The following is a 23,274-nucleotide window of genomic DNA, read 5'->3' on the forward strand; positions in this document are numbered from 1 at the left end:
TGGTCCTCGGTGATGTCCTGCGGGGTATTCATCGCGACTCCGGTGGGGAATCCCGGACGACGAGCTCCGAGCCCCTCGTGCGGGTCGGCGCGCCCGCAGGCATCCGGGCCGCCTGTGTGATCGAGCGCTCGCGCCCGTCGCGGGCGGCACCTCCGTGCCGCCGAACGCCGAACTGCCTCGGCGTTCCCGATGCGCGAAACGGCGTATGGTCGGTCGCCCGCGGCCTCAATGCAATGCCGCGCCGAACCGCGCGGGCCGCGGCTGCCAGTGGTCCGTGATATCGGCCGAGACGAGGATGCGCTCGGCGCGTGCGATGAGCCGGTCGCGCGGCACGAAGCCGATGTAGCGCGAGTCCTCGCTGTTGTCGCGGTTGTCGCCGAGCATGAGGTACTGGTCGGCCGGCACGGTCACCGGCCCGAAGCTCGAGCGCGCGGCGCTGCCGGGCAACCACTGCACGACGCGTTCGGAACCCGCGAAGGTCTCCCGCTCGCGTTCGGCGGCGATGCCGTGCTGGCCTACGTGCGCAGGCGATTCGCGGCCGAGCGGCACGTAACGCGCTTCCTCGCCATTGACGAGCAGGCGATTGTCGCGCATCTCGACCGTGTCGCCAGGCAGCGCGACGACGCGCTTGATCAGGCGCGTGCCGTCCTTCGGCGAGGAAAACGTCACGATGTCGCCGCGACGCGGATCGCCGACGTGCGCGAGCACCGTGTCGGAAAACGGAAGGCGCACGTCGTAGGCGAGCCGGTTCACGAGCACGACGTCGCCCTCGAGGATGGTCGGGCGCATCGACGCGGTCGGCACCGGGTTCCAGTCGGCGACCGCGGTGCGGAATACGGCGAGCAGGAGCACGAATGCGACGATGCGGCGGTTCGCGTGCAGCCAGTTCTTCATGGGATGTCTCCGCGGTGCATCGGTTCGGAAGCGGTCGGCGTGGACGATGTGGCGGCCTCAGGGCGTCGGCTCGAACGACGCCGGCACCCGATGCAAGTGGACGCCTCGCCGACCGCCGTCGTCAGCCCTTCGCGGGTGCGACCTGCTGCGCACGCGGCGCCCGCAACGCCAGCGCCTTCAGTGCGTTGAGCGCCTCGTTGAGTGCGTAATCCTGCTGCAGGTCGCGGTTCGCGGCCGGCGGCGTCTCGACCGCGTTGACCTCGTTCGCGCCCTTGAGATGGTTGCGCAGGTCGCGCTCGCCGAGGATCGGCGACGGCTCGCCGTCGCGCTGGCTCAGCGCGAGGTCGGCGAGCGCGATGTCGGGCTCGATGCCTGCGGCCTGGATCGATACGCCGCTCGGCGTGTAATAGCGCGCAGTGGTGAGCTTCACCGCATGGTCGGCGTCGAGCGGCAGCACGGTCTGCACGGAGCCCTTGCCGAACGTGCGCCGCCCCATCAGCAGTGCGCGATGGTTGTCCTTCAGCGCCCCGGCGACGATCTCGGCCGCTGACGCGGTGCCGTTGTCGACGAGCACGACCATCGGCGCACCCGCGAGCAGGTCGCCCGGGGTCGCGCGGAACGTCATCTCGGAATCGTGGACGCGACCGCGCGTGCTGACGATGACGCCGCCGTCGAGGAATTCGTCCCCGACTTCGATCGCGGCCGTGAGCAGGCCACCGGGGTTGCTGCGCAGGTCGAGCACCGCGCCGCGCAGCGGTGCCTTGTTCTCGGTGGCGAGGCGTTCGATGCGCCGGCGCAGCTGCGATCCGGTTTCCGCCTGGAACTGGCTCACGCGCAGGTAAGCGTAACCCGGTTCGAGCACGCGTCCGTTCGCGCTCGCGACGCGGATCACCTCGCGCTTGAGCGGAATGTCGATCGGCAGCGTCTGCCTCTCATGCAGCACGCTGAGCGTGATCGGCGATCCGGGCTTGCCGCGCAGCTGCGCGACCGCACCGTCGAGATCGTCCGACTGCACCGGCTTGCCGTCGATGCGCACGATCGTGTCGCCGGCCTTGATGCCCGCGCGCTCCGCCGGCGAATCGTCGATCGGCGCGATCACCTTGAGGCTGCCGTCGACCTGCACGACCTCGATGCCGAGGCCGGCATAGCTGCCGGTCGTATCCTCGGCGAGGTCTTCCATCTGCTCCTTGCCGAGGTACTCGCTGTGCGGATCGAGCCCGCCGAGCAGGCCGCGGATCGCCGCCTGCATGAGGCGATGGTCGTCGACGTCGTCGACATAGGCCTGCTTGACGAGGCTGTAGACGGCCGTGAACGCGCGAATGTCCGCAAGGTCGAGCGGTGCGTTCTTCGCGGCCGCGGCGGGCGCCTTGGCGTCGACCGCCGGACTCGGGGCGGGCGCAGGCGGTTCATCCGCGAAGACCGGCGTGCATGCGAGAACGAACAGGAGCGTGGACAACAGGTGCTTGGACATCGGACCGGACCTCACGGGTGAACGTCGAGCGGCCGCCCGGCCGCCCCACCACGAAGACGTGCCGCCACGGCCGGTCGAATGCAAGCAGCGACAGGCGATGCGGCGTGCAGCGCGGGGTGCAGTGTAGTCCCACCCTGCCACGCCTGCCCTGCCTTGGACCGCAGTTCCCGCCGAACGTTCAGGCTCAGCGCAGCCAGGCGCGCGGATCCACCGCACGCCCGTTCGCGCGCAGCTCGAAATAGAGGCCGGCCACCTTCTGGCCGCCGCTCGCGCCGCTCGTCGCGATCGTCTCGCCCGCGTCGACCCAGTCGCCGACGTCCTTGAGCAGGGTCTCGTTGCAGCCGTACAGGCTGAGGTAACCGTCGCCGTGGTCGACGATGAGCATGAGGCCGTAGCCGCGCAGCCAGTCGGCGAACGCGACGCGTCCGTGCGAGATCGCGTGCACCGCGCTCCCGGTCTTCGCCGCAAGCAGCAGGCCGCTGCTGCGCTGTCCCGAATCGTCGGCGGCGCCGAACGCGGTCACGACCTTGCCCTGCAGCGGCCAGGAGAGCCGGCCGCGCAGGGTCGCGAACGACGCCGCGCCCGAAAGCTGCCTCGGGATGTCGGCGAATACGTCGCGCAGGCGCTCGAGCAGGTTGCCGAGTTCGGCCTCGTCGCGGCCGAGCGCGGCGATGCGCGCGGCCTGGTCCTTCAACGTCGCCTCCAGGCGCGCGACGAGTTCCGCGCGTGCCGTGCGCTCGCCGTCGAGCTTCGTGCCCTCGGCTGCGCGCGCGTCGCGCGTCGCGGCGAGTTCGGCGCGCGCGGCGCGAATCTGCTCCTGTACGTCGGCGAGCCGGCGCAGGTCGTCGCGCAACCGCTCGATCTGTTCGACCTGCGCGCGCTGGAAATAGCGATGGTAGGCCAGCACGCGCGAGATCGCCGCGACATCGTCCTGCTGCAGCAGCAGCTTGAGTTCCTCGCCGTGGCCGAGCGCGTAAGCCGATCGCAGCAGGCCACCGAGCGCCTCGCGCTGCGTCGCCAGCGTGCGGTCGAGCTTCGCCTTCCCGGCATCGAGTTCGTCGAGGCGCGCCTGCTGCGCGGCGATGTCGCCATCCAGTGCGCGCACGTCGCGCGCGACCGCGGAGAGCGCGAGCTCCTTCTCGCGCAACGCGCGCACGGCCTCGTCGCGTTCGCCGCCCGCCGCACGCTGCTGCTCGGCGAGCGCGCGAAGTTCGGCACGCACGGCATCGAGCTTTTTCTTCGCTTCCTGCTCCTGCGCCGCGCGCTGCGGATCGGGCGCATCCTGCGCGCGCGCGCGCGGCGCGCCGGCGAGCGCCGCCACGAGGCAGCAAAGCGCGATCGCGTGAAGGCGCGGCGCCACTCAGGCGAATTCGACCAGGCTGCGTCCGCTCATCTCGGCCGGCTGCGGCAGTCCCATCAGCGCGAGCACGGTCGGCGCGAGGTCGCGCAGCGCGCCATGGTGAAGCCGGGCGTGGCGACCCACGTAGACGAGCGGCACCGGGCCGACCGTATGCTGCGTGTGCGGCACGCCGTTCTCGTCGACCATCTGCTCGAGGTTGCCGTGATCGGCGCTGACCAGCATCTCGCCGCCGGCGGCGCGGATCGCCGCGACGAGGCGACCGAGCGCGGCGTCGACCGCTTCGGCGGCCTTGATCGCGGCCGCCTCGACGCCGGTATGGCCGACCATGTCCGGATTGGCGATGTTGCAGGCGATGAAGTCGTAGCGGCCCGACCCGATCGCCTCGACGAGGCGGTCGGTGAGTTCGGGGCAGCTCATTTCCGGCTTGAGATCGTAGGTGGCGACCTTCGGACTCGGCACCAGGATGCGATCCTCGCCCGCGAACGGGTCCTCGCGCCCGCCGGAGAAGAAGAACGTCACGTGCGCGTACTTCTCGGTCTCGGCGATGCGCAACTGGGTCAAGCCCCGTGCGGCGAGGACTTCGCCGAGCGTGTTGCGCATCGACTGCGGCGGCCAGGCGACCGCGCTCGCGGCGAGGCCCTGCTCGTATTCGGTCAAGGTCACGAACGCGGCCAGGCGCGGCGCATGCACGCGCGCAAAGCCGTCGAATTCGGCGTCGACGAACGCGTGCGAGAGCTCGCGCGCGCGGTCGGCACGGAAGTTCATGAACACGATCGCATCGCCGTCGGCGACGCGCGCGCCGCCGTCGACGACGGTCGGCTTGACGAACTCGTCGTTCTCGCCGCGCGCGTACGCATCGCGCAGCGCGGTCGCGGCGTCGACCGCGTGGTACTCGGCGACCGCTTCGGCGATCGCGCTCCAGGCGAGCCGCACGCGCTCCCAACGGTGGTCGCGGTCCATTGCGAAGTAGCGGCCGCTCACCGTCGCGATGCGCACGTTGCCGAGCGAGGCACACTTCGCCGCGAGCGCCTCGATGCTCGGCCCGGCGCTGCGCGGCGGCGTGTCGCGACCGTCGAGGAACGCATGCACGGCGACATGCGGTACGCCACGGCGCGCGGCGAGATCGAGCATCGCGACGATGTGGCGCTCGTGGCTGTGCACGCCGCCCGGCGACAGCAGTCCGAGTACGTGCAAGGTGCCGCCGCCGACGCGCGCGGCGTCGCAGGCGCCGACCAGCGCGGGATTGTCGTCGAACGAGCCGTCGGCGATCGCCGCGTCGATGCGAGTGAGGTCCTGGTAGACGATCCGGCCCGAACCGATGTTCATGTGCCCGACTTCGGAATTGCCCATCTGCCCGTGCGGCAGGCCGACGTACTCGCCGTGCGTGTCGACGAGCGTGTTCGGGCATTCGGCGAGCAGGCGCCGCCAGTTCGGGCAGTCGGCCATCGCGATCGCGTTGTGCGCGGTGTCGGCGCGGTAACCCCACCCGTCGAGGATCAGCAGCAGGATCGGCTTGGGTCGTGACACGTGGCACTTTCCGTGGCGTGGGGCTGGCGCCCATGCTAGTGGGGTGTCGGGCAAATATCATCCACCGAGCACCGCGTCGTCGGCCGCGCCACACCCTGTCGACAGCGCTCGACGAGGCGTTTCAACCTTTGCGCGCGGGCGCGCATCCAAGCACCCGACCGTACACATCGGAGACCGCCATGCACTGCAAGACCGCGCTGTCCCTCGCCCTCGCCTCCCTGTTCCTCGCCGCCGGCGCCTCGGGGCGCGGCATCGACGTCGACAAGGTGAACGGCTCGATCCATATCGAGAGCGACCAGCAGGCCGGCTCGTTGAGCACGGTCAACGGATCGATCCGCATCGACGGTGGCGGCAGCGCCACGAAGGTGTCGACCGTGAACGGCGGCATCGAGCTCGGCGACCGCGCGACGGCCGAATCGCTCGAAACCGTCAACGGCGGCATCGAGCTCGGCGCCGGTGCGCGCATCAGCGGCACGGTCGAGGCCGTCAACGGCGGCGTCCGGCTCGGCAAGGGTGCCGACATCGCAGGGCACGCCTCGAACGTCAACGGCCGCTACGTGCTCGACGCGGCGCACATCGGCGGCGGGATCGAGACGGTCAGCGGCGACATCGAGATCGGCGCCGACTCGCGCGTCGAAGGCGGCATCCTCGTCGACAAGCCGCATGGCTGGTCGTGGGGCAAGCAGCGCAACCCGCGCGTCGTGATCGGCCCGCACGCGATCGTCGAGGGCACGCTCGAATTCCGCCGTGACGTCGACCTCTACGTCAGCGACACCGCGAAGGTCGGCCCGATCACGGGCGCGAAGGCCCAGGCCTTCTCCGGCGACCACCCGTAAGGCCGCGGCGACCGGTCCGGTCCGGATGGACGATGCGGTCACGGACGGCCGCTGTTTGAGGACCTGCGAACGCCGCCGGCGCACCAGGATCGACCCGGCGGTCGCGATCGCGGACGGTCGACCCACGACGTAGCGCGCCCGCCGGCGCGAGGCGACATCCATCGCGGCGACGGCATCGCCCGCGCCGTCGCCGCTCCGCCGGCTGCCCGCGTCGCTTGCACCGACGCGGCGGAATGCGCACGATGCGCGGCTTTCACCCTCTCGCGCCCACCATGCCGCTGCTACTGCTCGCCTCGTTCGCGCTCACGATCCTGTGCGCCATCCACGTCGTGCGCAGCGGTCGGCCGCTGTACTGGATCTGGCTGCTGCTGATCGGCTCCTATCTTGCCGTGGCCGTGTACGTGTTCGTCGCGGTACTGCCGGACCTTCGCAACGACCCGCGCAGCCGCACGGCAGCCAGGCGCGTACTCGAGACGGTCGACCCCGAGCGTCGTCGTCGCGCGATCCGGGAGCGGCTCGAGCTCGCCGACACAACCGACAACCGCCGCGCGCTCGCCGAGGAATGCCTTCGCCTCGGCGACTACGGCAACGCAGCCGAACTCTACGCGTCCGTCCTCAAGGGCATCTATGCGACCGAGCCGCCCTTCATGCTCGGGCTCGCGCAGGCGCAGGCGGGCAACGGCGACTTCGCCGCCGCGCGCGCGACGCTCGATGCGCTGATCGCGGCGAATCCCGCATTCCGCTCGACTGACGGCCACTTGCTGTACGCGCGCTGCCTCGAGGAGCTCGGCGAGCACGACGCCGCGCTCGCCGAATACGAGGTACTCGCGCGCAGCTACCCGGGCGAGCAGGCGCGCTACCGCTATGCGAACCTGTTGCGCCGTCGCGACCGCGCGGCCGACGCACGCGCGGTGCTGCAGGACATGCTCAAGCGCGCGCGACTCGCGCCGCGCTACTACCGGCGCAAGGAGCGCGAATGGCTCGACGCCGCGAAACGCGATCTCGGTGCGCTCGGGTCCGGCTGAGCGCCGCCCGCGTCAATCCTTTCCCTGCGTCGCAAGCGCCTTCTCCACGCCCGCGCGCGTGAGCGGGTGGTAGCCCGGCTTCGCCTTCGCATAGACGCCGCGCGCGAACGCGAGGCCGTCCGGCGTCTTCGCGAGTTCCTCGTACAGAGGCAGGATCAGGTAGCGGCGTCCGATGCGCGTCATGTACGCGGCCATCTGCTCGCGCGCGGGGCGGTAGTCGGCGCGGATCGCGGCAAGGTACCAGCGGCGCGCGATCTCCGCATTGGCGGCACCGGTAAGGTGCCAGGCCGCGTCGAACTCGGCCAGCTGCGTTCTCGCCAGCGGCTTCGGCAGGCCGTCGAGGAAGTACATCCACTCGTGGGTGTTCCAACCCTTCGCATCGAGGTCGGCCGCCTTGCGCGTGCCGGCGAGCCATTCACCGCGCTGTTTCGCGATCGAGGCGAAACGTTCCGACGTCGGCACGCTCGCGTCGGCCGGGATGCCCGGTTGCTCGATCCACGCCTTGACCTCGGCGAGGCTCATCTTGCCGGGGTACTTCGCGAGCAGGTTCGGCTCGAGGTACGCGAGCATCTCTTCCGTCGTGATGCTCCGGAACGCGAAGTGGTCGAAGTAGCCGCGCAGATACGCGTCGAATGCGTCGCGCCCGAACTTCACCTCGAGCGTGCGCAGCAGCCATGCGCCCTTCGTGTAGGCGAAGTCGGAACCAGCCTCGTCGGCGTCGCGCGCGTCGAAGTCGGGGACGAGGCGCTGGTCCGGCTTCGGCATCTCGGCGAGCTCGCCGCGCAGTTCGTCGGCGGCGAGGATGAACTCCTCGTCGGCCTGCGTCTTGCCGTAGACCGCCTCGACGATGCGGTTCTCGACGTAGGTCGTGAAACCCTCGTTGAGCCACATGTGCTTCCACGCCGCATTCGTGACGAGGTTGCCGGACCAGGAATGCGCGAGCTCGTGCGCGACGAGCGACACGAGGCTCTTGTCGCCGACGAGCACGGTCGGTGTCGCGAACGTGAGGCGCGGGTTCTCCATGCCACCGAACGGGAAGCTCGGCGGCAGCACGAGGATGTCGTAGCGGCCCCAGCGGTACGGCCCGTACAGCTTTTCGGTCGTCGCGATCATCTTCTCGGTGTCCGCGAACTCCTTCGCCGCGGCCTCGACCACCGACGGCTCCGCGTAGACCGCGCTGCGCGGGCCGGTCTCGCGCACGGCGATGTCGCCGACCGCGATCGCGAGCAGGTACGACGGAATCGGTTTGTCCATCGTGAAGCGGAAGTCGCCGTCGAGCGCGTGGCCGACGTCGTTGTCGGCGCTCATGACCACGCGCAGCGCTTTCGGTGCGCGCACGTGCGCGGCGTAGGTGAAGCGCACCGACGGCGTGTCCTGCAACGGTACCCAGCTGCGCGCGTGGATCGATTCCGACTGCGAGAACATGAACGGATGCCGTTTGCCCGCCGTCTGCGCGGGTGTCATCCACTGCAGACCCGACGCCTGCGGCGCGCTGTGGTACGCGATGCGCACGCTCGTAGCGGGCTGGTCGAGGCGGATGCGCAGCGCCGAACCGCGGATCGGATCGCGCGGATCGAGCGCGTAACCGAGCACTCGCGCCGGACCGCCGACGGCCTGCGCCTCGACGCGCTCGATCGTGAGGTCGCGCGTGTCGAGCACGAGCGTGCGGGCGGCCGGGTCGTGCCAGTCGAGTTGCAGATCGGCCGTACCCGCGAGTTCGCGCTTGCCGAAATCGACGTCGAGATCGAGCGCGACCGCGCGCACGGACACTTCGTCCGTATTCGCGTAGCTGTGCGGGTCGGTCGCCGCCGCGGCATCGACCGCGAGCAGCAGGGGCAGGACGAGCAGGCGCGACAGGGCGGACACGGCGGTACCTCGGTGGCTTGGCGATGGTTGCGGAACGTGGATTGTCGCCGAATTCGCCGTGCGGTTCGCGCGGCGCCGCGCGAACCGGTGGCCGGTGCGGCCAGGGCCCGAGTCGCGGGCGCATCGCGACCGATGCGCCCGCGCGCGCTCAGTGCGCGGCCGCGGCGAGCGCGTGGTCGTAGAAGCGGTCGAGGTCGGCCTTGAACTGCTTCAGCGCATCGACGTTGAGGTAGACCATGTGCCCGGACGGGTAATAGGTGAACGTGACGTTGCCGCGCAGCGAGGCATCGAGCTGCATGTGCGAGAGGTCGTACTCGGTCGCGAAGAACGGCGTCGCGAGGTCGAACCAGCCGTTCGCCGACAGCACCTGCAGCTTCGGGTTCTCGCGCATCGCGCGCGCAAGGTCGGCGGCGACGTACGGCACGCGCTGCGGGAAACGCGCGCCCGGCTGCTCGTGCTTCCAGTCCCACGCGCGGATGATGTCGGGACCCGTGCGCACGTAGGGCGTGTCGCTGCTCCATTTCAGCGTGTCCTGCGCGTAATGGTTGAATGCGGCGATGTACGCGCCCGTGATCGCGGTCGAGGACGGATCGAACTCGGGATTCTCGCCGGCGGCGTCGAGGTCGATGCCCTCGTAGCGGCCGTCGTAGCGTCCGACCGTGCGCCGCTCGTCGCGCAGCAGCTCCTTGCGGAAGCGGCTCTGGTTCACGCGCAGGTTCGCCTCCTTCAGGTACTGCGCCGACAGTCCGGTGTAGCGCGAGAGCTTCGTCGCCATCGCGTCGAGCTCGGCCGGCGCCAGGTCCTGCCCTTTCGCGAGCGCGGCCGCATAGTCGCCCGCGGCGAACGCACGCGCCTGGGCGAGGAATGCGTCGAGGTCGGCCGGCTTGTCGGGCACCTTGTCGTGGTACCACGCGATCGCCGCGAGCGTCGGCAGCGCGCCGACGTAGGTGTGGTCGAGGCCGGGCGAGTTGGCGCCGTAGTTGAGGATCGACGACAGCAGCACGACGCCGTTGAAGGCCATGCCGTCGTTCTGCAGCTTGTCGACGAGCCCGGCCGAGCGCGTCGTGCCGTAGGACTCCCCGAACAGGAATTTCGGCGCGTTCCAGCGTCGGTTGATCGTCACGTAGCGCGTGATCGCCTTCGCGAATGCATCGAGGTCCTGGTCGACGCCCCAGAAGTCCTTGCCCTTGCCCTTGCCGACCGGCGTCGAGAACCCGGTGCCGACCGCGTCGATGAAGACGAGGTCGCTGCGGTCGACGAGGCTGTACGCGTTCGGCACGAGCCGGTACGGCGGCGGCGCGGTCGCCGCCGCGCTCGCCGATTCGACGCGCACGGGCGCGACCGAACCCATGTGCAGCCACACGCTCGGCGAACCCGGACCGCCGTTGTAGAAGAACGTGACCGGCCGCTCGCCCGCGCCGCGCGCGGCGTCGGCGGTGTAAGCGACGTAGAACACGCTCGCATTCGGCGTATTGTCCTTGTCCCGGATGAGCACGTTGCCCGCGGTCGCCGTGTAGCGCACCGTGCGGCCGCCGACCTCGACGCTGCCGTGCGAGACCGACGTCCTCTCCGGCGGAACGGGCTTCTCGTCCTTCTTCGCCGACTTCGCGTCCTTGTCCGCGGACTCGGCGTCCTTGTCCTCCTCGGCCGCGTGGACGGCGAACGAAGACACGAGCAGCAGCGAGGCGAGCAGCGCCCCGAACGGTTTGCGACGCATCACGGAAACCCCCGCCTGGCCGATACGAAGCGCCCAGCCTGCTCCGGCGCCCGCTGCGTCGCCCGTGACGAAAGTGCCGGTCCGGTGTAAACGCGATGCAAAGACCGCTTCGCCGCCAGCCCTCGCCACGCCGCCATCGTCCGGCACGGCGCGAGCACGCGGGCGACCCGCGGCCGCCCGCGCACGCGACGCGACTCAGACGCGGTAGCCGCGATGGATCGCGACGATGCCCGCGGACAGGTTGCGCACGTCGACGCGCGCGAGGCCGGCGGCCTCCATCATCGCCTTGAGCGTGGCCTGGTCGGGGTGCTTGCGGATCGACTCGGCGAGGTAGCGGTAGCTCGCGGCGTCACCCGCGATGAGCGCGCCGATGCGTGGCAGCACCTGGAACGAATGGAAGTCGTACAGCGGCTTGAGGAATTCGGCGCGCACGCTGGAAAACTCGAGCACGAGCGCGCGGCCACCGATCTTGAGCACGCGATGGATCTCGGCGAGCGCGTTCTCCTTGCGCGTGACGTTGCGCAGGCCGAACGCCATCGTCACGCAGTCGAAGCTGCGGTCGGGGAACGGCAGCGCTTCGGCGTCCATGCGCGACCAGTCGAGTCCGCGCACGAGGCCGCGGTCGAGCAGGCGGTCGCGACCGACGCGCAGCATGTCGCCGTTGATGTCGCCGACGACGACGCGGCCCGTGCCGGCTGCCGTCGGCCTCACCTTCGGCAGCAACAGCGCGGCGATGTCGCCGGTGCCGCCGGCGAGGTCGAGCACGACGTCGCCTTCGCGCACGCCGCTGGTCGCGACGAAATAGCGCTTCCAGAGCCGATGCACGCCGAACGACATGAGGTCGTTCATGATGTCGTACCTGCGCGCGACCGAGGTGAACACTTCGCCGACGAGGCGCGCCTTGTCGGACTCGGGCACGTCGCGATAGCCGAAGTGGGTGGTGCCGCGCTTGCCGGTCGTTTCGCTCATGGCGCGCATGGTACCGCAGGCATGGTGCGGCCTGCGTTGCGCCGGCGGCCGCGAGCCGCATAATGCGCGGGGCGCTCCGCGGGGGCGGCCGCGCGCGGCGTCGCGCCGCAGGGGCGGGGGAGCATCGACATGCTGGTCTGGTGGCTCGGCGCGATCGCGCTGTTCGTGGTGGCGGCCGCGATCGTGCTGTTCAACGATCTCGTCGCCGCGCGCAACCAGGTGCGCTCGGCGTGGAGCGACATCGACGTGCAACTCACGCGGCGGCACGACCTCGTGCCGCAACTGGTCGCCGCCGTGCAGGGCTACGCCGGTCACGAGCGCGCGACGCTGGCGCTCGTGACCGAGCTGCGCACGCGCGCGATGGCTGCGGCGACGCTGCAGGACAAGGCGCAACTGGAAGGCGAACTCGCCACGCAGGTGCAGCGGATCCTCGCGTTGCAGGAGAGCTACCCGGACCTCAAGGCAAGCGGCAACTTCCTCGGGTTGCAGCGCGACCTCGTCGAGATCGAGGACCACCTGCAGTACGCGCGGCGCTTCTACAACGGCGCGGTACGCGACCTCAACACGATGATCGAATCGTTCCCGTCGCTGCTCGTCGCGCGCGCGGCGAATTTCCGCCCCGCCGAGTTCTTCCGCCAGGGCGAAGGCCAGGAGGCGCCGCAGTGAAGCTTGCAACGTGCATCGCGTGGCTGCTCGCCACGGCGTTCTTCTGGCCCCTCGGGGCGGCCGCCGACGAGCGCATCCTGTCGTTCCAGAGCGCGATCGAAGTCGCGGCCGATGGTGGCATGGAGGTCACCGAGACGATCCGCGTGCGCGCGGAGGGCGTGAGCATCCGCCATGGCATCTACCGCGATTTCCCGACCGATTACGAGGATCGCTGGCGCAACGCGGTGCACGTGGCGTTCGAACCGCGCGCACTGACCCGTGACGGCAGGACCGAGCCGTTCCATTCCGAGCGCCACGGGAACGGCGTGCGCGTCTACTTCGGTTCGAAGGAGACGACGCTCGCGCCCGGCGAGTACACCTACTCGTTCGATTACCACACGAGCCGCCAACTCGGCTTCTTCGCCGACCACGACGAGCTCTACTGGAACGCGACCGGCAACGGTTGGGACTTCCCGATCGACGAAGCCGTCGCGACCGTGACCTTGCCCGGATCGATACCGGAGGCGGAGCTGCGCCTCGACGCCTATACGGGCCCCGAGGGCGCGCAAGGCAGGGACTGGAGCGCGCATGCCGACGGCGAGTCGCGCGCGGTGTTCGCAACGACGCGCACGCTCGCGCCGCAGGAGGGGCTCACGATCGCGGTCGGCTTCCCGAAAGGCGTCGTCGCCGCGCCCACCGGGCGGCAGCGTGTCGCGTGGTTCCTCGGCGACAACGCGGGCGTGCTCGCGCTGGTGGCCGGGCTGTTGTTCGTGCTCGCCTACTATTCGGTGCAGTGGGCCCGCGTCGGGCGCGATCCGAGGCCGGGCACGATCATCCCGCTTTACGAGCCGCCGGCCGGCCACACGCCCGGCGCGCTCCGCTACGTCGAACGCATGGGGTGGGACGACCGCTGTGTCGCCGCCGACATCGTCGACGCCGCCGTGCGCGGCGCGATCCGCATCGCCGACGACGACGGCGACTACCGCATCGAGCGCGCGGGCAAGGCCGAGCTGCCGGGGTTCGAATCGCGGCTCGTCGCCGACCTTCTCGGCGGCGACGATGCGTTCACGTTCAAGCCGTCCTCGCACGCGCGCATCTCTAAGGCGCTCGACGCGCACAAGAAGGCGCTGAAGGCCGCCTACGCCGACAGCCACTTCCGCAAGAACAGCGGCCTCGTCGTGATCGGCGCGCTCGTCACCGTCGCGGCCGTGATCGGCGCGGCCCTGCTCATCGGCGACACGGGTCGCACCGCGGGCGCCGTGTTCATGCTGGTCTGGCTCAGCGGCTGGAGCGTCGGCGTATTCGCCTTGTGTGCGAAGGTCGTGAGCGCGTGGCGCATGGCGGGACGCGGATCGCTCGGCAAGCGCACTGCGGCCACGGTCGGGGCGATCTTCCTCAGCGTGTTCGCCTTGCCGTTCGTCGCGGGCGAGGTGTTCGGACTCGGGGCGCTCGTGATGCTCGCGGGCGTCGCGTTCGCGATCGCGATCGTCGCCCTGATCGCGACCAACGTCGTGTTCGCCTGGCTCATGAAGGCGCCGACGACGACCGGGCGCCGCCTGCTCGACCAGATCGCCGGCCTGCGCCTCTACCTCGGCGTCGCCGAACGCGACGAACTCGCCGCGCAGAAGGCGCCGCCGATGAGCGCGGATCAGTTCCATCGCATGCTGCCGTACGCGCTCGCGCTCGGCGTCGAGGAGAACTGGACCGATCGGTTCGCGGCTGCGGTCGGGCCGGCCGCCGCGGCAGCGGCCGTGGCGGGCGCGGGCTGGTATCACGGCGCGTCGATCGGCAATGTCAGCGGCTTCGCGAGCGACCTCGGCTCCTCGTTCGGTAGCGCGATCTCGTCGTCGTCGAGCGCACCCGGCTCGTCGTCGGGCGGCGGTGGTGGCGGGTCGTCGGGTGGCGGCGGCGGTGGTGGTGGCGGCGGCGGCTGGTAGGCCCGATCAGCGCGCGAGTCCGTTCGCGGCCAATGCATCGAGATACGCCTGCCAGTTGCGCGCGTGGTCGCGGCCGAGTTCATGCAGCACGCCCCACGAGAACAGGCCGCTCGCATGGCCGTCGGAGAACCGCAGCAGCACCGCGTAGTTGCCGACCGGCTCGACCGCGTCGATCGCGACGTCGTGCTTGCCGGCAACGAGCACCTTCTGCCCCGGACCGTGGCCCTGCACTTCCGCGCTCGGCGAGTGCACGCGCAGGTACTCGGCGGGCAAGCGGTAGGTCGCGCCGTCGTCGAACGCCACTTCCAGCGCGTGCGACGCGCGATGCAGCACGATGCGGATCGGAACGGGTGCGCTCATCGTCGTCCAGTGTCGCCCGCCACGTGCGGGATTGAAAACCATCTACACGCGAAGCGGCTGCTCATGGAACGTGCGGCCCTGGATGGCCGCTCCGCACTCGCCTTGCTCGTGCCGCGCCGACGTCCGGAACGTCGCGGTCGAGGCGCGATTCCGGACGAGCGCGGGGCCTAATGGAGCTGCTGCGGCGCACGCGGCTGTTGCGGGTCGCCGGGCAAGCCGGCCACTTGCCACAACGCGTCGAGGTAACCCGAGCCGAACCCGATCGAACCGAGCCCGTCGAGTTCGTACGCGCCCGTGTCGGGATACCAGCGCGCGTTCGGATCGAGTTCGCGCAGCACGAGCGCATTCGGCTCGACCTCGGTGAGCTGCCCGACGTAGCTGATCTCGCCCTCGTCGTCCTCGATCATGTTGAGCGAGATCAACGGGGCATACGCCATCGCCGAGCGCGCGATCGCGGCCCAGTCGTCGAGTTCGAACTCGTCGGGCACCTTGAGCGCCTCGCCGCGCAACGCGAGCGCCTTCTCGACGAACTCGCGCGAAGGGTCCTCTTCGATCGCGCTGATGTCGGCGATCGCGATCGCGATATAGCCGTCGAAGCGCATCGCGTCGCCGACTTCGGCGACGAGGCAGAAATCGCGCGACAGGGCGACCACGTAGCCGTGGATCACGCCCGCGTGCAGGCGCTCGCGCAGGATGCGCAGGGGGAGGCGTTGCTCGAACGCCTCGCGAAGCTCGGCGCGCACGCCGCGCGCCTTGAACGGAACTACGGTAGTCATGTGTGTATGGTCCGGCACTCGGGCCCGTGGCGCAACCGCACCGCGCCCATGGCTCGCTCTATCCTGAACGTAGGCAACGTTCCACGAACCTCAGATCGGGGCGATCGGGGCGGAATTCCACGCCGGCCTCAAAGTATGTAGCGCGACAGATCCTCGTCGCGAACGAGTCCGCCGAGGCGGGCGTCGACGTACGCCGCGTCGATGCGGTAGTGGTGGCCGCCGCGATCGGAGGCTTCGTACGAGATCTCGTCCAGCAGCCGTTCGAGCACCGTGTGCAGGCGGCGCGCGCCGATATTCTCGGTGCGCTCGTTGACCTGGAACGCGATCTCCGCGAGCCGCGCGATGCCGTCCTCGACGAACTCGATCGTGACGCCCTCGGTCGCGAGCAGTGCCGCGTACTGCTTCGTCAACGCATGCTGCGGTTCGGCGAGGATGCGCCGGAAGTCGTGCGCGCCGAGCGCTGCGAGTTCGACCCGGATCGGGAATCGACCTTGCAGCTCCGGCACGAGGTCGGACGGCTTGGCGAGCGAGAACGCGCCGGAGGCGATGAACAGGATGTGATCGGTGCGCACGATGCCGTATTTCGTCGACACCGCCGAACCCTCCACGAGCGGCAGCAGGTCGCGCTGCACGCCTTCGCGCGAGACGCCCGCGCCGCTGAACTCGCCGCGTTGCGCGACCTTGTCGATCTCGTCGATGAAGACGATGCCGTTCTGCTCCGCGCTCGCGATCGCCTGTGCCTTGATCTCCTCGTCGTTGACGAGCTTGCCGGCCTCTTCCTCGACCAGCATCGGTCGCGCCTGCGAGATCGGCAACTTGCGCGCCTGCGACTTCTGGCCCTGCAGCGACTGGAACATGCCGCGCAGCTGGCTCGTCATTTCTTCCATGCCGGGCGGCGCCATGATCTCGACCCCGATGTTCTGCGCGAACTCGAGTTCGATCTCGCGCGCGTCGAGCGCGCCTTCGCGCAGCTGCTTGCGCAGCTTCTGGCGCGTGTCCGACTCGCCCGGATCGGCTGCGGGTTCGCCAGCGAATCCGTGCAACTGCCGGCGCGGCAACAGCGCGTCGAGGATGCGTTCCTCCGCACGGTCCTCGGCCTGCGACCGCACGCGCGCCTTCGCCTGCTCGCGCGCCATCTTCACCGCGGCGTCGGCGAGGTCGCGCACGATCTGTTCGACGTCCTTGCCGACGTAGCCGACCTCGGTGAACTTGGTCGCCTCGACCTTGATGAACGGCGCGTTCGCGAGCGCGGCGAGGCGGCGCGCGATCTCGGTCTTGCCGACGCCGGTCGGTCCGATCATGAGGATGTTCTTCGGCGTGACTTCCTCGCGCAGCACCGGATCGAGCTGCATGCGCCGCCAGCGATTGCGCAACGCGATCGCGACCGCGCGCTTGGCCGCGGTCTGGCCGATGATGTAGCGGTCGAGCTCGTCGACGATCTCGCGGGGAGTGAGTTCGCTCATGGTTCTACGGGCCTGGGGCTGGGGGCGAGGAAGCGTGTGGTGCGCGAGCGTCCCGGCCCGGCCAGCCACCCCTTCGGCCCTGCTTGGTCAAAGTTCTTCGATCGAAATGTTGTGATTCGTGTAGATGCAGATGTCGCCGGCGATGCCGAGCGCCTTCGCGACGATCGTGCGTGCGTCGAGATCGCTGTTCTCGAGCAGCACCTTCGCCGCGGCGAGCGCGTACGGACCGCCCGAGCCGATCGCGATGATGCCCAGCTCCGGTTCGAGCACGTCGCCGTTGCCGGAGATCAGCAGCGAGGTGTCCTTGTCGGCGACCGCGAGCATCGCCTCGAGCCGGCCGAGGCTACGATCCGTGCGCCAGTCCTTGGCCAGCTCGACCGCGGCGCGCGTGAGGTTCGCGCCGTGCTTGTCGAGCTTGGCCTCGAACAACTCGAACAGCGTGAACGCGTCGGCGGTCGCGCCTGCGAAACCCGCGAGCACGTCGCCCTTGCCGAGCCGGCGAATCTTGCGCGCGTTCGCCTTCATGACCGTGTTGCCGAGCGTGACCTGGCCGTCGCCGCCGATCACGACCTTGCCGTTTCGGCGCACGGAGACGATGGTCGTGGCGTGGAAGCTATCCATGGCGGCTCCTGCTGCGGAACGATGCAGATGGGGCTTCATTGCGACCGTTGCAAGCCGAATACAGCAGAGATTGAACCACGAAGGACACGAAGGACACGAAGAAGAAACCCTTGAAATGACGGCCAGGCCGGCCAGGCGACGGCAGAGGCTCGAAGATCATCTTCTCTTCGTGTCCTTCGTGTCCTTCGTGGTTCAGGCTTCTGGCATCCCGGCCTCAGTCGGCATTGCGGCGCTTGGCACGCGGATGCGCCGCGTCGTAGACCTTCGCGAGATGCTGGAAATCGAGGTGCGTGTAGATCTGCGTCGTGCCGATGTCGGCATGGCCGAGCAGCTCCTGCACCGCGCGCAGGTCGCCCGAGGATTCGAGCAGGTGGCTCGCGCACGAATGGCGCAGCAGGTGCGGATACACGCGCTTCCACACGCCCTGTTCCTGCGCGCGCTTCTTCAGCCGCGCGCGCACGCCGTTCGGCGTCAGCGGCGCGCCGCGGCGGCCGCGCACGAGCGGGTCGTCGTCGCGGCATCCGTCCTGCTCGCGCAGCGCGACGAGCGCCGCGAGCGCCTTCGCGCCGACCGGCACGATGCGCGTCTTGTTGCCCTTGCCGGTCACGCGCAGCGAGCCGTCGCCCGCGTCGAGGTCGCGCCATCGCACGCCGCAGAGTTCGGCGACGCGCAGGCCACTCGAGTACAGCAGCTCGAGCAGCGCTCGATCGCGCACGGATTCCGGATCGTCGCCGGGCACCTCGACGAGTGCGCTCATTTCGTCGGTATCGAGCACTTCGGGCAGCTTGCGCTTGACCTTCGGCGAACGCAGGCCGGTCGCGGGATTGATCGCGACGTCGCCTTCGCGCGCGAGCCAGCGGAAGAAGCTGCGCCACGCCGAGGCGATGCCGCGCAACGTCGACGGCGAGTAGCCGCGGCGACGATGCCGTTCGGCGAGGAGCGCCTGCGCCTGATCCGGCTTGAGGTCGCGCCAACGCGACAGGCCCTGCTCCCCGGCGTGCTCGGCGAGCTGCCCGATCGCATGCGCGTAGTGCTCGACCGTGCTCGCCGAATAGCGCCGCTCGTCGCGCAGGTAGTGCAGGAAACGGTCGACCGCGGCGCCGAGGTCGGTATCGCTCGCGGCGACCGCGTCCATCACGCGGGGTAACGCGCGATCGCGGTCGAGATCGCTTCGCCGATGAGCTTGAGGAAAACCGTGCCCATGCCCGGATGGAAGCGGTTCGCGTCGTGGCTGCCGATCGCGAGCATGCCGGTCGAACCGATCGGCAACAGCACGGCCGACTGCACCTCGCGCGAGCGCGCCGCGAACAGCGCGTCGAGCTTGTCCTCCTGCAAGCGCCCGCACAGCGGCTCGGCGCGCTTGAAGAACTCGGAGAACGCGGGGAACGCGACCGTGCCCGCAGGCTCGACGATGAGCCATTCGGCGACCGGCAGATCCGGGTCCGTGCGGAACAGCACGAGGCGAACGAGGTCGGTGTGGAAGTCCTCGGTCAGCGCCGCGACGACGGCGTTGGTCGTTTCGGCGAGGCTGCGTGCGCGCATCAGCGCGAGCGTCAGCGTGTGCACGCGCACCATGAGCGCTTCGTTCTCGTGCGCGATCTCGACCAGGTCGTGCAGGCGCCTGCCGAGTTCGCGGTTCTTGTCGCGGAGCACGTCGAGCTGGTAGCTCGCGAGCGACGCCGCCTGGCCCTGTTCGCGCGGCAGCACGAGCGCCATCGCGATGTCGGGGAACTCGCGCAGGAATTCCGGATGGCGGCGCAGGTAGCTCGCGACTTCCATCGCGTCCAGTCCTTCCTTGATGCTGAGTTCGCTCATGGTTTCCTCGTGGCTTCCGGGGCGATGGCGCCGGTCGCGCGCCCGGCGATCTCGCCGTCGAACACGAACGCCGCGGGCCCGCGCATCCATACCGGGTGGCCGGGGCCGTCCCAGCGCAGCTCGAGTTCGCCGCCCGGCAAGGCGACGCGGACCTCGGCGTCGACTTTAGCGCGCCGGCGCAGCACCGCAACCGCGGCGCAGGCGCCGCTGCCGCAGGCGAGCGTTTCGCCGACGCCGCGCTCCCACACGCGCAGGCGGATCGCGCCGCGGGAGACCACTTCGGCGAATCCGACGTTGCACCGTTGCGGGAACGCGGGCGCGTACTCGATCTGCGGCCCGAGCACGGCGACCGGTGCCGCAGCGACGTCGTCGACCTCGACCAGCGCATGCGGATTGCCCATCGACACCGCGCCGATCTCGACCTCGCGACCGACGACGTCGATCGCATACGCGTCGCTTTCGGCATCGGCCGCGAACGGGATCGCCGCAGGCGCGAAGCGCGGCTCGCCCATGTCGACGCGCACGCTGTCGTCACCGAGCAGCTCCACCGCAACCGCACCCGAAGGACTCTCGAGCCGAGTCATCCCTGCACCGAGTGCGCCCGCGCGGGCAAGCCAGGCGGCGACGCAACGCACGCCGTTGCCGCACTGGCCCGCGCTCGAACCGTCCGAGTTCCAGATGCCGTAGGCGAAACTGCAGGACGGATCGCGCGCGCGCTCGATCGTGAGCAACTGGTCGAAGCCGATGCCGAAATGACGATCGCCGAGCCAGCGGATTGCCGGCGCATCGAGCGCGAAAGGTGTCGTGCGCGCATCGACCACGACGAAGTCGTTGCCGAGACCGTGCATCTTGGTGAAGCGCAGCGACATGCGTTCAGGGCGTCGCGGATGGCGTGCCCTGCGCTGCCACCGCCGGCTTGACGAGCGGGCCCTTGTTGCCGCAGGCGGCGAGCAGCAGCAGCGCGAGCAGCAGCGCGGCGCGAGAAAGGTGGCGAATCGGCATGGCGGGATCCGGCATGTGGGCCTGGTGCGGGAGTATAGCGGCGGTTCACGGATGGGGCCGGTATGCTAACTGCCGGACCCCGCGGAGCCGCCCTGCGATGTCGCTGACACCGTTCCTCGTCGCACTGTTCGCGTTCGCCGCGATCTGCCTGCTGTTCGCGGCAGGCCATGGGGTCCATGCGCGTCGCCGCTGGCGCGAGCGTCGCCGCTTCGCGGCAACGCTGCGCGTCGCCTGGTGCATGGTGTTCTTCGCGCTCGCACTGCTCGGCGCTTTCGCGGGCACCACGCTGGTCGGTTATCGACGGCTCGTGGCGGAGGTTCCGGTCGCCCACATCGAGGCGCGGGCGCTCGGGGCCCAGCGCTACGCCATCGACGTCTCGACCCCGGACGGCGGACATCGCCGGGTCGAACTGGCGGGCGACGACTGGCAGCTCGACGCGCGCGTGATCAAATGGACGCCGCGCGCGGTCATGCTCGGCGCGCAGCCGCTGTACCGCCTCGATCGCGTCGGCGGCCGCTATCGCGACGTCGCGCAGGAGCGCAGCGCGGCGAGGACCGTCGTCGCCCTCGACGACGCGCGCTGGCCCGACCTGTGGACGCTCAAGCGCGCGTTCCCCGAGTGGCTTCCCTGGGTGGATGCCGACTACGGCAGTGCCGCCTACCTGCCGCTCGTCGACGGCGGTCGCTACGACGTCACGCTCGCGGCCGCGGGCGGGCTCGTCGCGCGGCCCGCCGATGCCGCGACCGCGCAGAAGCTGCGCGCCGACCGCGGCTAGCCGGGCGCGGCGAGCAGTTTCTCGTAGCGGCGCGCGTCGGCGCCGTCCTTGTAGTAGGCCGGGTGCACGCCGAACGCCCGGTAGCCGGCACGCTCGTACAGGGCTTGCGCGGCGGCGTTGTCGCTGCGCACCTCGAGGCGCACGCGACGACCGCCGCGCGCGCGCGCCGCCTGCTCGGCGGCGTCGAGCAGCGCCCGGCCGATGCCGCCGCCGCGCTCGCCCGCGGCTACGGCGATCGAATACAGCCGCGCAATGTCGGTGCCGCGGCGATGGAACACGACCGCAGCGCCGATCGGCCGGTCGTCGCGCACGGCGACGACGACGTCGGCGCTCGTGCTGCGCAGGTGCCGCCGCCACTGCCGCGCGCTCATGCGATCGAGTGCGAAGGTGGACTGTTCGAGCGCGACGAGGGCGCCGAGGTCGTCGAAGCGCGCACGGCGCACCTGCACCGGCGTGGCGACGATGGGCGAAGGAGCGGATGCGGCTGGCGCGGGCACGCCGCGCAGCCTAGTGCGCGGACGCCGGGGCCCGCAAGCGCGGCAGTACCGCCGCGCGAGGCCTGCCGCCGGCTGAATCGCACGGGCGGCGCGCCCTGCACGCCGGTGCGCGGCTGTGTCAAACTGCGCGCCCGTCATGCTGCTGCCGCCCTCGCCCATCCCGTCGTCGCCGCGGCGCCCTGCAGCGGACCGTGGCGCCCGCCCCCTCGAACCCGCATCCAGGCCCTGCGCATGAGCCGGCTCGTCATCGTCGTGGAAAAAGCCTCGGACTGGGGCTCCTACTACCCGTCCGACAACGTCGTGACCGCGCAGGACTACCTCAAGGAACCGATCGGCGCCGACGACGAGCGCACCCAGGTCATCAACCTGTGCCGCAGCTACAAGTATCTCGGCACCGGCTACTACGTGTCGTTGCTGGCGGAGGCGCGCGGCCACAAGGTGATTCCGTCGGTGCGCACGATCAACGACCTGCGCCGGCGTTCGCTGTACGGCCTCGACATCGACGACCTCAACCAGAAGCTCGCGAAGTCCCTGCCCGACGGCGGCCGCGACACGACCGACTTCGGGGTGCTCGTCTACTTCGGCGAGACCTCGTCGGGCAGCATCGAGGACATCGCGCGGCAGGTCTTCGAGGCCTTCCCGTGCCCGATCCTGCGCATCGAGTTCGAGCGCGAGCGCGTCTGGCAGATCGCCGCGATCAAGCCGACCGGGCTGCATACGCTGTCCGACCCGCAGGAAGACGCGTTCGCGCAGTCGCTCGACAAGTTCTCGAAGAAGCTCTGGCGCAAGCCGCGCGCGCGCAGGAAGTTCCGCTTCGATCTCGCGATGCTCGCCGATCCCGGCGACCCGATGCCGCCTTCGAACAAGCGCGCACTGAAGTCGTTCGTCGAAGCGGGGGCCGAGCTCGGCATCGAGGTCGACACGCTCACGAAGAACGACTTCACGCGGCTCGCCGAGTACGACGGCCTGTTCATCCGCGAGACCACCGCGCTCGACAACCACACCTACCGCTTCGCGAACAGGGCGGAGAAGGAGGACATGGTCGTCATCGACGATCCGAGCTCGATCCTCAAGTGCACGAACAAGATCTACCTGCACGATCTGCTGCGGTCGCGCAAGCTGGCGACGCCGCGCACCGAGATCCTCTACCGCGACGACCCGAAGAAGCTCGCCGAACTGCCCGACCTGCTCGGTTTCCCGATCGTGCTCAAGATCCCCGACGGCTCGTTCTCGCGCGGCATCGTCAAGGTCGAGGACCCGGCGCAGCTGAAGGCCGCGGTCGACGACCTGTTCCAGCACACCGCGCTCGTGCTCGCGCAGGAATTCATGTTCACGGAGTTCGACTGGCGCGTCGGCATCCTCAATCGCGAGCCGCTGTACGCGTGCAAGTACTACATGTCGCGCGGACACTGGCAGATCTACAACCACGGCGCGAAGGGCACGGCCAAATCGGGCGGGTTCGAGACCCTGCCCGTGCGCTCCGCGCCCGCCGACGTCCTCAAGCTCGCGCTCAAGGCGACCGCGCCGATCGGCGACGGCCTGTACGGCGTCGACCTCAAGCAGGCCGCCGACCGCCTCGTCGTCATCGAGGTGAACGACAACCCGTCGATCGACGCCGGCGTCGAGGACGCCTACCTCGGCGACGACCTCTATCGACGCATCATGGACGAGTTCCTGCGCCGTATGGAGCGCAAGCGCCTCGGCCAGCGTGGCTGAAC

At 70.0% G+C, this 23,274-nt stretch carries 22 protein-coding genes; 6 read left to right on the top strand and 16 right to left on the bottom strand.

Features of this window, described 5'->3' with window-relative positions; all coding sequences use genetic code 11:
* Positions 1 to 225: 225 nt before the first annotated feature.
* From lepB to gpmI, 4 genes are all read right to left on the bottom strand, one after another.
* The gene (gene lepB, locus VI238_RS05390) at positions 226 to 894 is read right to left on the bottom strand and encodes a signal peptidase I (RefSeq protein WP_331649241.1); all 669 of its coding nucleotides are present in this window, start codon (positions 892 to 894) and stop codon (positions 226 to 228) included.
* A 121-nt stretch (positions 895 to 1,015) separates the two neighbouring features.
* Positions 1,016 to 2,365: a S41 family peptidase gene (locus VI238_RS05395; protein WP_331649243.1), complete on the bottom strand. Its 1,350-nt coding sequence runs from the start codon at positions 2,363 to 2,365 to the stop codon at positions 1,016 to 1,018.
* 184 nt (positions 2,366 to 2,549) lie between these two features.
* Positions 2,550 to 3,725, bottom strand: a complete 1,176-nt coding sequence (locus tag VI238_RS05400; RefSeq protein ID WP_331649245.1) for a murein hydrolase activator EnvC family protein — start codon at positions 3,723 to 3,725, stop codon at positions 2,550 to 2,552.
* On the bottom strand, positions 3,726 to 5,252 hold the full coding sequence (gene gpmI / locus VI238_RS05405; protein WP_331649247.1) for a 2,3-bisphosphoglycerate-independent phosphoglycerate mutase: 1,527 nt from the start codon (positions 5,250 to 5,252) through the stop codon (positions 3,726 to 3,728).
* 179 nt (positions 5,253 to 5,431) lie between these two features.
* On the opposite strand from gpmI, the gene VI238_RS05410 reads away from it, so the two are divergent.
* Together VI238_RS05410 and VI238_RS05415 are read left to right on the top strand one after the other, a co-directional pair.
* Positions 5,432 to 6,088, top strand: coding sequence for a hypothetical protein (locus VI238_RS05410; RefSeq protein WP_331649249.1), 657 nt, complete (start codon positions 5,432 to 5,434; stop codon positions 6,086 to 6,088).
* A 272-nt stretch (positions 6,089 to 6,360) separates the two neighbouring features.
* Positions 6,361 to 7,113, top strand: coding sequence for a tetratricopeptide repeat protein (locus VI238_RS05415; protein WP_331649251.1), 753 nt, complete (start codon positions 6,361 to 6,363; stop codon positions 7,111 to 7,113).
* Positions 7,114 to 7,125: 12 nt separating this feature from the next.
* On the opposite strand, the gene VI238_RS05420 is transcribed toward VI238_RS05415, so the two are convergent.
* The 3 genes from VI238_RS05420 to ubiE form a co-directional block, all read right to left on the bottom strand.
* Entirely contained in the window at positions 7,126 to 8,979 is a 1,854-nt protein-coding gene (locus tag VI238_RS05420; RefSeq protein ID WP_331649253.1) for a M1 family metallopeptidase, read from the bottom strand.
* Between the two features lie 148 nt (positions 8,980 to 9,127).
* Positions 9,128 to 10,696 (bottom strand): S10 family peptidase, encoded by a 1,569-nt coding sequence (locus VI238_RS05425; RefSeq protein ID WP_331649255.1) that lies wholly within the window; start codon positions 10,694 to 10,696, stop codon positions 9,128 to 9,130.
* A 195-nt stretch (positions 10,697 to 10,891) separates the two neighbouring features.
* Entirely contained in the window at positions 10,892 to 11,665 is a 774-nt protein-coding gene (gene ubiE / locus VI238_RS05430) for a bifunctional demethylmenaquinone methyltransferase/2-methoxy-6-polyprenyl-1,4-benzoquinol methylase UbiE (protein ID WP_331649256.1), read from the bottom strand.
* Between the two features lie 129 nt (positions 11,666 to 11,794).
* Between ubiE and VI238_RS05435 the strand changes: the two genes are divergently transcribed.
* On the top strand, positions 11,795 to 12,331 hold the full coding sequence (locus VI238_RS05435) for a LemA family protein (protein ID WP_331649258.1): 537 nt from the start codon (positions 11,795 to 11,797) through the stop codon (positions 12,329 to 12,331).
* Positions 12,328 to 14,247, top strand: a complete 1,920-nt coding sequence (locus tag VI238_RS05440) for a DUF2207 domain-containing protein (protein WP_331649260.1) — start codon at positions 12,328 to 12,330, stop codon at positions 14,245 to 14,247. Before VI238_RS05435 ends, VI238_RS05440 begins: the two co-directional genes overlap by 4 nt.
* A 6-nt stretch (positions 14,248 to 14,253) precedes the next feature.
* Here the strand turns inward: VI238_RS05440 and VI238_RS05445 are convergent, their stop codons facing one another.
* The 8 genes from VI238_RS05445 to lptM form a co-directional block, all read right to left on the bottom strand.
* Positions 14,254 to 14,607 (bottom strand): DUF971 domain-containing protein, encoded by a 354-nt coding sequence (locus tag VI238_RS05445; RefSeq protein ID WP_331649262.1) that lies wholly within the window; start codon positions 14,605 to 14,607, stop codon positions 14,254 to 14,256.
* A gap of 167 nt (positions 14,608 to 14,774) precedes the next feature.
* A complete protein-coding gene (locus tag VI238_RS05450) occupies positions 14,775 to 15,383 on the bottom strand; it encodes a hypothetical protein (protein ID WP_331649263.1) in 609 nt (202 codons plus the stop codon).
* Between the two features lie 128 nt (positions 15,384 to 15,511).
* A complete protein-coding gene (gene hslU / locus VI238_RS05455; protein ID WP_331649266.1) occupies positions 15,512 to 16,846 on the bottom strand; it encodes an ATP-dependent protease ATPase subunit HslU in 1,335 nt (444 codons plus the stop codon).
* Between the two features lie 87 nt (positions 16,847 to 16,933).
* Positions 16,934 to 17,467 carry an ATP-dependent protease subunit HslV gene (gene hslV, locus VI238_RS05460; protein WP_331649268.1) on the bottom strand — a complete coding sequence of 178 codons (534 nt, stop codon included), beginning with the start codon at positions 17,465 to 17,467 and terminating at the stop codon, positions 16,934 to 16,936.
* Between the two features lie 214 nt (positions 17,468 to 17,681).
* Positions 17,682 to 18,602 carry a tyrosine recombinase XerC gene (locus VI238_RS05465; protein ID WP_331649270.1) on the bottom strand — a complete coding sequence of 307 codons (921 nt, stop codon included), beginning with the start codon at positions 18,600 to 18,602 and terminating at the stop codon, positions 17,682 to 17,684.
* The gene (locus VI238_RS05470; protein ID WP_331649272.1) at positions 18,602 to 19,282 is read right to left on the bottom strand and encodes a DUF484 family protein; all 681 of its coding nucleotides are present in this window, start codon (positions 19,280 to 19,282) and stop codon (positions 18,602 to 18,604) included. Before VI238_RS05470 ends, VI238_RS05465 begins: the two co-directional genes overlap by 1 nt.
* A complete protein-coding gene (dapF, locus tag VI238_RS05475; RefSeq protein ID WP_331649274.1) occupies positions 19,279 to 20,151 on the bottom strand; it encodes a diaminopimelate epimerase in 873 nt (290 codons plus the stop codon). Before dapF ends, VI238_RS05470 begins: the two co-directional genes overlap by 4 nt.
* Before the next feature lie 4 nt (positions 20,152 to 20,155).
* A complete protein-coding gene (lptM, locus tag VI238_RS05480) occupies positions 20,156 to 20,284 on the bottom strand; it encodes an LPS translocon maturation chaperone LptM (RefSeq protein ID WP_331649276.1) in 129 nt (42 codons plus the stop codon).
* 97 nt (positions 20,285 to 20,381) lie between these two features.
* Here lptM and VI238_RS05485 point away from each other — a divergent pair, with 97 nt between their 5' ends.
* On the top strand, positions 20,382 to 21,059 hold the full coding sequence (locus tag VI238_RS05485; protein WP_331649278.1) for a hypothetical protein: 678 nt from the start codon (positions 20,382 to 20,384) through the stop codon (positions 21,057 to 21,059).
* Here the strand turns inward: VI238_RS05485 and VI238_RS05490 are convergent.
* Positions 21,056 to 21,556: a GNAT family N-acetyltransferase gene (locus VI238_RS05490; RefSeq protein WP_331649280.1), complete on the bottom strand. Its 501-nt coding sequence runs from the start codon at positions 21,554 to 21,556 to the stop codon at positions 21,056 to 21,058. The genes VI238_RS05485 and VI238_RS05490 overlap by 4 nt on opposite strands.
* Positions 21,557 to 21,787: 231 nt before the next feature.
* Between VI238_RS05490 and VI238_RS05495 the strand changes: the two genes are divergently transcribed.
* Positions 21,788 to 23,272 carry a RimK family protein gene (locus VI238_RS05495; RefSeq protein ID WP_331649282.1) on the top strand — a complete coding sequence of 495 codons (1,485 nt, stop codon included), beginning with the start codon at positions 21,788 to 21,790 and terminating at the stop codon, positions 23,270 to 23,272.
* Positions 23,273 to 23,274: the final 2 nt, after the last annotated feature.

It is taken from the genome of Dokdonella sp., from assembly GCF_036518555.1.
Taxonomy (GTDB): Bacteria; Pseudomonadota; Gammaproteobacteria; order Xanthomonadales; family Rhodanobacteraceae; genus Dokdonella_A.